The sequence below is a fragment of the Mucilaginibacter sp. genome (genome assembly GCF_036383575.1).
GTDB lineage: Bacteria > Bacteroidota > Bacteroidia > Sphingobacteriales > Sphingobacteriaceae > Mucilaginibacter.
Genome location: NZ_DASVOB010000549.1, coordinates 1 through 8648, shown reverse-complemented (window position 1 = coordinate 8648; position 8648 = coordinate 1). Strand labels below are relative to the sequence as shown.

The following is an 8648-nucleotide window of genomic DNA, read 5'->3' as shown; positions in this document are numbered from 1 at the left end:
TTACTTATAAGCTCAGTATCTTCAATCCCATATTTTATGGCTCAAGCCTGGTTTATCCTTCGCTGGGCGATTTTTGTATCAATATCCTGGTCATTTTTTGGTTTGTAACTTTTGTGTACAGGCAGCGGCGCAAATTTTTGAACGATATACAAAATAAAACTACCGGCTACATTATAGTTGTTATTTCTATTCTAACACTTATAGTTGTATCAACTTCATTGTTAAGTTTGTTTTATGGCTTGGTTATCAACTCAAAAATTAATTTTGATGTAAATAATGTACTCAGCTTAACGGGGTTCAGCATGCTGGGCGTATTAATGCTGTGCTTTAGCTTTTTGATATTTTACCTGCTTAATGAAATCGTTTTAACCGTATGTCTGAAGTTGAATGTACCGCGAACACATCAGCTATTCCTGCTCTTATTTGGAATAGCCATAACTACCGTTGTGTTTGCGTACTACCACGAATTTACGCTGTTTTATATATTATGGGCGCTGCTGGTATTGATAAGGGGCTATAGTTTCATCTATTATAAAGAGCAGCTTTTTGCTACTTCGTTTTTAGGCATCGTGTTTGTTTGTGCCCTGATAGCGGCCATTAAGCTTAACCATTTTGAGGACTTGAAAGAGCACGAGACCCGGAAAGCCCTGGTACAAAAGCTGGAGATCCCGGATGATGCTACCGCCGATTATATTTTTAAAAAGGTAGAGAATCAAATTATTACTGATACGGCCATAGTACGCTATTTTACCAATGGCCTGCACAACGGCGAGTACCTTAAAACCCGTTTTCAAAAGCTTTATTTTGATGGTTATTTGTCAAAGTATGAGTTTAAGGTTCATGAATTTGATGCCAATGAACAACCAACATCGGCAGATAAAAACTACTCGCTGAGTGTATTTAAAGATCTGGTGCTATATAGTTCATTTAAGGTATCCGACTATTTTTACCGCGAGAATGAATCTTTCGGATACCAGAACTACTTTGCCATATTGCCTGTAAATACCAGTAACAAGCAGTTGGGCACCATCGTAATTGAGCTTAAATCAAAGCCGCTACAATTATCGGGTGCTTTTCCCGAGCTCCTTATTGACGGCAACATCAACCCGGAAAATGATTTTAAAGATTACTCCTATGCTTTTTATAGTGATAACAAACTGCTGAGCCAGCGTGGTACCTACGTTTATTCGCTTGATAACAGCGAATTTAAAACCGACCTGAAAAAATACACCGAAAAAACTACGCAGAACCACAGCAACGCCTGGTATGAAAGCTTTACAACATACAATCATCTTGTTTATAGACCCAGCGAAAGGAACCTGATCGTTGTAAGCCGGGAGGAAAACTCTCTTTATTATGCGGTTACTTCGCTTACTTTCTTTTTGGTAGTGATATTGATCTTCAGTGCGGTTATTATCACCTTAAAATGGTCATGGGCCCGCATCAAGATCTTTAACATAGCCGAAGACGGGCTGAAGATCAATTTCAGGATAAATTTTGATAAGGTATTGTACAAAACCCGTATCCAGATCTCGATGATCCTGGCCGTAGTGGTGACGTTGGTGCTTGTGGGCTTTATTACCTTTTTATCCATCAGCAACCAATATCATACCCAACAGGAAAAAATGATCAGGGATAAAATAACCCGTATTGCATCCGCATTTGAAAACGGTCTTTTTACCCAATATGTTGAGCATATAAGCGAGGAAAGCCAGGTTCATTTTAACGAGCTGGCCAATACTTATGCAACCGACCTTACCGTGTTCGATACCAACGGCCTCCCTTTACTAACTACCCAGCCCAAAATTTATGAAAACGGCCTGGTGGCCAAACGAATGAATGCCCGTGCCTTCATATTTTTGAGCAAACTGCAAAAAACCGAATTTGTAAACGATGAAAAAATCGGTGAGTTGAGCTACAAAGCTGCTTATGCCCCTATAACCCTTACCTCATCAAACAAAACAGTGGCCTATATCCAGCTGCCTTACTTTAGCAATGAAACGGATTACCGCGAGCGTATAAGCTCGTTGCTTAATGTAATGATTAACGTTTACGCTATTGTTTTTATAGCGATAGGTTTGTTTGCTATCATTATAGCCAGGCAGATAACGGCACCGCTAAACTTTATACAGCAAAGTCTCAGCAAAACCATCTACGGTAAAAAGAACGAGCATATTAAATGGTCGCGCGATGATGAGATCGGGGCATTGGTTAAGGAGTATAATAAAATGATCTCGGCACTGGAAAACAGTGCCCAGCGGCTTGCACAATCCGAACGTGAAAGCGCCTGGCGCGAAATGGCCAAGCAGGTTGCGCATGAAATTAAAAACCCGCTGACGCCGCTAAAACTGGGCTTGCAGCTGCTTGATAAATCATGGAAGGATAAGGACCCGAAGTTTGATCAAAAATTTGAGCGTTTCAGCAAGTCGTTTGTTGAGCAAATTGAAAGCTTGTCGTCAATAGCTTCGGAGTTTTCGGCATTTGCCAAAATGCCGGATACACGCATTGAGCCGATCAATATTTTTGATATGCTGAACCAGGCGGTTACCATTTTTAAACAAATGGATAATGTACAGATTGCTTATCAGCAACCCGAAGGCATATTCACCATCAATGCCGACCGAGACCAGCTATTGCGCTGTTTCAACAACCTGTTAAAAAATGCCATTGAAGCTACCCCTCATGACAGGAAATGCGTTATAGATATCAATTACCTGCTAACCAGTAAAAATATCCTGCTTACTATTAAAGATAATGGTAACGGGATCCCTGAAGAGATGCGCGAAAAGATCTTTGAGCCAAACTTCACCACCAAAAGTTCGGGAACGGGGTTGGGACTGGCATTCATTAAAAATTCTATCGAAAACGCTAATGGCAAAATATGGTTTGAAACAACTATGGGCGTAGGTACTACATTTTATTTAAGTTTACCGGCCGCTTAATAGCAGATGAAATTTTTATTCCTGCATTTTTGAGGTGAATAGAAACCTGCATTTATTAAACCGAAAAACATGAACAAAATTAAACTACTATGCCTTGGGTTAATTTCGCTAACCGGCAGCGCGTTTGCTCAGGAAAAAGGTGTGCCCACCCCACATTGGCGGCCCGCATATCATTTTACGCCGCCGGCTAACTGGACCAACGACCCCAACGGGCTGGTATTTTTAAACAGGGAGTTCAATTTATACTATCAGCATAATCCATTTGAAAATAAATGGGGGCATATGAGCTGGGGGCACGCCACCAGTAAGGACCTGGTAACCTGGAAACATCTTCCTGTTGCCATTCCCGAGATACTTACAAAAGATACTACTACCTGGATCTATTCGGGTTCGGTGGTTTTGGATAAAAACAACACCAGTGGGTTCGGCATAAATGGCAAGCCGCCGCTGGTAGCCATTTTTACTGCCGATCAGCCTAAACAGAAAAAGGAATCGCAGTTTATTGCCTATAGCAATGATGGTGGTTTAAGCTATAAGCAATATGCGCACAACCCGGTTATCGATCTGAATATGCATGATTTTCGTGACCCTAACGTTTTCTGGTATCAGCCAACTCAGCAATGGATCATGACCGTATCGATGGTTGACGATCATAAGGTGCGGTTTTACGGCTCAAAGAATTTAAAGGAATGGAACAAGCTAAGCGACTTCGGCCCGGCCGGTTTTACGAAAAATGGCTGGGAATGCCCTTCGTTATTGCCATTGGTAGTTGACGGTAACCCGGCAAACATCAAATGGGTACTCTTCGTTTCTTCGGGAGGGGAGCACGGCCCGCTGATCCAATATTTTGTTGGCGATTTTGACGGCACAACCTTCAAAAGTATTAATGATAGCAATAAGGTATTAAAAGTTGATTATGGCGATGCATTTTATGCCGCGATAGCCTGGAGGGATGCCCCTCAAAATAAAAAGATCTTGTTAGGCTGGCTCCAAAACGGCAGACCGGAAACTTACCCATGGAAAGGGCAGATGTCCATTCCTCATGACCTGTCGCTAAAAACTACCGGTGATGGACTGGTACTTAATCAACTACCTTCCATATTCGTAAGCAGGTCGCTGAATAAATATGCCCGGGGAGAAGCTGTTGAAAAGAAGAATATCAATATCAGCGCTTCAGGGTTAAAGTTACCGGATAATGGAAATGCTTATTGGATTGACGCGGAGTTTGATATCAGGAACGCTAAGAAGGTAGGGTTTAAAGTAGCCGAAAAAGCCGGGACGGATAAAAAAGTAATGGTAGGCTACGACACAGAAAAGCAACAGCTTTTTGTGGATTGTACCGGTTCGGAAAAAGATAATAAGTCGCCGGAAAATTTGGTACAGACGGCTCCCATGAAAGCGGTAAACGGTATTGTTAAAGTGAAGGTATTGCTTGATCGGTCATCGCTGGAAGTGTTTGGTAATGATGGCGAAAAAGTGATCTCAACCATGATCTATCCTGATAGAGATGCTACAGGTTTAGCTTTGTTTTCGGAGGGAGCAGCGGTGGTGAAGAGTTTAAAAATGTGGGATTTGAATAGGGGGAATTAAAGGAAGAGGGGATATGAATGTTTTCCGGGAATTGCACATTCATCCATTGTATGCAGATACACAAGCAGAATGCTTGTGGTGTTTTAGGACGAAGTTACGCTGATGCTAAACTTCGACCAGAGATGGAAATAGCTCCCGTTACTGATCAATTATAATAAATAGCAGGCGCAATTTTTATATCTTTTTAGTAAGTGTAGCTTTTATATAAAGCGCTACGCTATTTGAAAACTCCTCTGATCCTTGTTTATTTAAGTGAAATACATCTGAGAATTTTTCGGGCCGAAAGTTAAAGTGTGGATCTGATGAATAATCCAGGAATGTTACGTTAGGATATTGTCGGGTAAGCTTCACGATCAGTTCCTTTTCTACTGTTTGATTGTCCAGGTAAAAAGGGTTTTTTAAAACGGTGGGCGAAATAATAACCAATGTTTTAATATTTTTTTTGGCGCTGTTGTTCAAAAAGGTTTTAAAATACCTGATACCCTTTTCCTCCGGAATATCCTTACGCTTTTTAATTTTTAAATAGCGTTTATTCATTCTTAAACTATAGTCATCTACTTCAAGTTTAGTCATTTTACCTTCCAACGGTAAATATCCATTATCGTCTTTTTTTACAGTTTTAGGGAATAACGCATTGGTACCCAGTATAAATATTGAGGAATTGAAAGGGTAGGTTTTCGATAAAAGTTTGTAAGGTTCAAACGGACTGATCTCCCGGATATATTTGATAAACTCCGGATGCTTGTCGCAATAAGGCAACAGGATACTTAACTTTTCGTATTTAGACTGGTCAATTCCTAATTCTCTGGGGCTGATGTCTAATATGATGAGTTTGGGTGTATGCCTGTTTAACGAAATTTCTTCCATGGCGGTTGAATAGGGTATCATTAAACCATCCCGGCCCGAATCATAACAACTCAACCCTACTATTTTAGATATAATGGATGGTGAGTAATGACGGACTGCCCTTGAACTCCCATAGATCATAATATCTTGCCTGGCGCTATCAATAGCATAAGTTGTTTGACTAAACTGCCCAACACGCTGACTGAAATAGATTTTTCTGAACCCAGCACCCACCAGCTGATCAAATAATATCAATACTACAAGAAAAGCGACAGGTTTAATCAGAAACTTAGCAAAAGACATGGTTTTCATTAAAATTGAAAATATATAAACTGGCCACCATTAAACACTCCTAAAAGCACTATCAAAATAATGGTAAATGCTACTGATCCCCATCTTAAAGCAATATTGGGTGAATTAAAGAAATTGAATTTTTCCGGATAATATTCCATTTTATACTCCACTGCAAATAATAGGAATATTGCTAAAATAGAATGAGCAAAATTACTTATCCCGTCACCAAAAAATGGTTTCGCCCCAAAAGATCTTAGATCATGTATCAATGTAAAGGCATCCGTAACGCTATTGGCCCTGAAAAATATCCAGGCGAAGGTTACGAATAAGCCAGTTAAAGCCATGTTTCCTATTCGTATTGCCGTGGCGGCGGCCTTGCTTTGCGGCTCCTTGCGTAAATATGGTTTAATGATCATGTACACGACAGAATATAAACCATGCAAAATACCCCATATAATATAAGTGTAATTGGCACCATGCCATATTCCGCTTACTAAAAATACAATAAACAGATTGAAGTATTGTCTTGGTTTTGATACCCGGTTTCCACCCAGTGGAATATATAAATAATCACGGAACCAGGTTGATAAAGAGATGTGCCATCTGCGCCAAAAGTCCTGGATGTTAGTTGCAAAATACGGGCGTTCAAAATTTTTCATCAGGTCAAACCCCATGGTCCTGGCGCAACCAATGGCTATGTCGGTGTAGCCCGAAAAATCGCAATAAATTTGTACCGAAAAAAAGATAGATGCGATAACAATAGTAGTTCCGTTATGTAGTTCCGGATTGTTATATACCGAATTTACAAAAATGGAGAGACGATCGGCCACTACTATTTTTTTGAAAAACCCCCAAAGCATCATTTTTAACCCTGATTTCATTAATTCATAATCAAAACGATGCTCCGTATGCATCTGGGGGAGGATATTCTGAGGTCTTTCTATTGGACCGGCCACCAACTGTGGGTAAAACATTACATACAAACTGTAAATACCGAAGTGCCTTTCAGCCTTTTGATTGCCCCGGTATACCTCAATAGTATAACTCATGGCCTGGAAAGTATGGAATGACAGGCCGATAGGTAATAGAATAGTTAAATAAGGTATCGGGTCATGATAATTAAATTTCCCCAGAAACCTATCTATATTGAGATTCAGGAAGTTGAAGTATTTAAAAATCGCCAGGATACCTATATTGGCTATTAAACTTGCGGCTAAAAGAAGTTTCCGGCGCCGCTTGTCTTTGGCCTTTTCAATATATATGCCTGCCAGGTAGTCAATTATAATAGTAAAGCCTAATATCAGGATATAGATGGGCACAAAGGCCATGTAGAAGTAGCAGCTTGCCGCTAAGAGTATGATCCATCTAAATCTGTAGGGGAATGCAAAATACAGGAAGGTTACTATTATATAAAAGAATATGAAGTTTATAGAGTTGAAAAGCATAATTTATATAAGTAACGTGAGTTCGGGATAGGAAAGCTGTAGAAAAAGAGAGTAAAGGGGATTGTTTTTTTATAATTGATTGATTAATAATCAATTTGTTATTTGTTTTAAGGCTCGGTACTTGGAGATAAAAGTACAGAAATTTTTGTAAACGTTGACGACTTATTGCAAATAAATGCCCCCAGAACTTGAAAGGCAACTTATCGGAGATGGGGGCTTTAGGCAAGGTCTTGCTTTTAATATTTAGCAATTGCATAGCTTCTTCATTGGAAATCCACCGGGCGGATTATGGGAATTACCTCACTAAATTTATTGCTGATCAATTAGAGCCTGAATATGGCAGCGGGTTTTCGAAACGGCAGATAGAATTATTTCGCCAGTTTTACCGCACGTTCCCAATTGCGAACGCACTGCGTTCGCAATTGAGTTGGAGCCAATATAAAGTTATCATCAGGCTTGATAGCCAGGATAAACGCGATTTTTATATAATGGAAACTATGAAGAGTACGCCAATTGGAACGTTAAATCTATAGCAGTTTGTGGGAAAGGTTGCTAATGAGTAATGTACCCGCGTTATGCAAAATCCGCAAGGTTATTTATATTCACAAACCTTTTCGCCATTAATGAAAAAGCGGTTAACATTGATTATCTTATTTATCCTGGTGCGAAACGCAACGGCACAAAAAAATGCGCTGAGACAGATTGCTGATAGCATTAACGCGGAGGGGGAGATGCTTTATCGTTCTGAATGGGCTTCAGTTCATAGTACGCAGATTTTTACCTTCGGTTTCGGCAGAAAGAAGCTTCTGTCTGGTGGATATTTTTCTTATGAGACCGAAAAAGGAATGACCACTATCTTTTTTTCTAAAAATGAGGATCCAGTAGTATTAGCGACAGTTAAATTCGACCATAGTTTAGACTCGTCTAAATACGGTATCGACACCACAACAAGAAAATTTACCGAAATTGAAAAAGACTTCTATATCATCCGGTCAAAAGCTGCACAGGTTGTTTCAAACGACACGCTCTTTAAATTCTATCAAAATACCAGTTTAAATCTTGTTCCTATTATAAAAGATGGGGCAAAAAAAGTATATGTCATCACTGCACAAACAGCACCGGATGAAGTATTATTAGGGAATGATTACCTGATCAATTTCGACAAAGACAATGATATAATTAAAAAAACAAAGCTTCATAACAATCTTATTCCCTTGGGAACTGGTGGTAAAGAGGCAATAAAAGCATCCTCACATCAACATTTAGATGAAACGAGTCCTTTTATTACCGCAACAGATATTTGTGCATTTAAATTATGGAAGAGAAAGACTACTTGGGTAATTAGTTTCATTGTCTCAGCCGGGTATGTATCTGCCTGGCACTTTCGCGATGAATTTTTAGAAATTCTGACCCAAGCCGAATGGGAAAAATAATGAAAAACAAATAGCATTAGGGTATTCAAGCCTTCTAATGGGAAAGAAAACGATTATTTAAATCGGATGTGTAACCGATATAGATCTGATTGAAAGCT

6 protein-coding genes are annotated in these 8648 nt (G+C 39.6%); 4 read left to right on the top strand and 2 right to left on the bottom strand.

Translation table 11 applies throughout. From position 1 onward, the window contains the following. Both VF500_RS19520 and VF500_RS19515 read left to right on the top strand, forming a co-directional pair. Positions 1-2942 (top strand): sensor histidine kinase (locus VF500_RS19520; RefSeq protein WP_330861287.1); only part of this gene is annotated, 2942 nt, incomplete at its 5' end. A gap of 69 nt (positions 2943-3011) precedes the next feature. Continuing rightward, complete coding sequence (locus VF500_RS19515; protein ID WP_330861286.1) at positions 3012-4532, top strand: glycoside hydrolase family 32 protein; 1521 nt, start codon at positions 3012-3014, stop codon at positions 4530-4532. Between the two features lie 174 nt (positions 4533-4706). Here VF500_RS19515 and VF500_RS19510 read toward each other — a convergent pair whose 3' ends face one another. Both VF500_RS19510 and VF500_RS19505 read right to left on the bottom strand, forming a co-directional pair. Then, entirely contained in the window at positions 4707-5681 is a 975-nt protein-coding gene (locus VF500_RS19510) for a hypothetical protein (RefSeq protein ID WP_330861285.1), read from the bottom strand. Between the two features lie 8 nt (positions 5682-5689). Then, positions 5690-7117 (bottom strand): MBOAT family O-acyltransferase, encoded by a 1428-nt coding sequence (locus VF500_RS19505; protein ID WP_330861284.1) that lies wholly within the window; start codon positions 7115-7117, stop codon positions 5690-5692. A 188-nt stretch (positions 7118-7305) separates the two neighbouring features. Here VF500_RS19505 and VF500_RS19500 point away from each other — a divergent pair, with 188 nt between their 5' ends. Both VF500_RS19500 and VF500_RS19495 read left to right on the top strand, forming a co-directional pair. Next, complete coding sequence (locus VF500_RS19500) at positions 7306-7650, top strand: DUF1016 N-terminal domain-containing protein (protein WP_330861283.1); 345 nt, start codon at positions 7306-7308, stop codon at positions 7648-7650. A gap of 42 nt (positions 7651-7692) precedes the next feature. Further along, positions 7693-8550 carry a hypothetical protein gene (locus VF500_RS19495; protein WP_330861282.1) on the top strand — a complete coding sequence of 286 codons (858 nt, stop codon included), beginning with the start codon at positions 7693-7695 and terminating at the stop codon, positions 8548-8550. Positions 8551-8648: the final 98 nt, after the last annotated feature.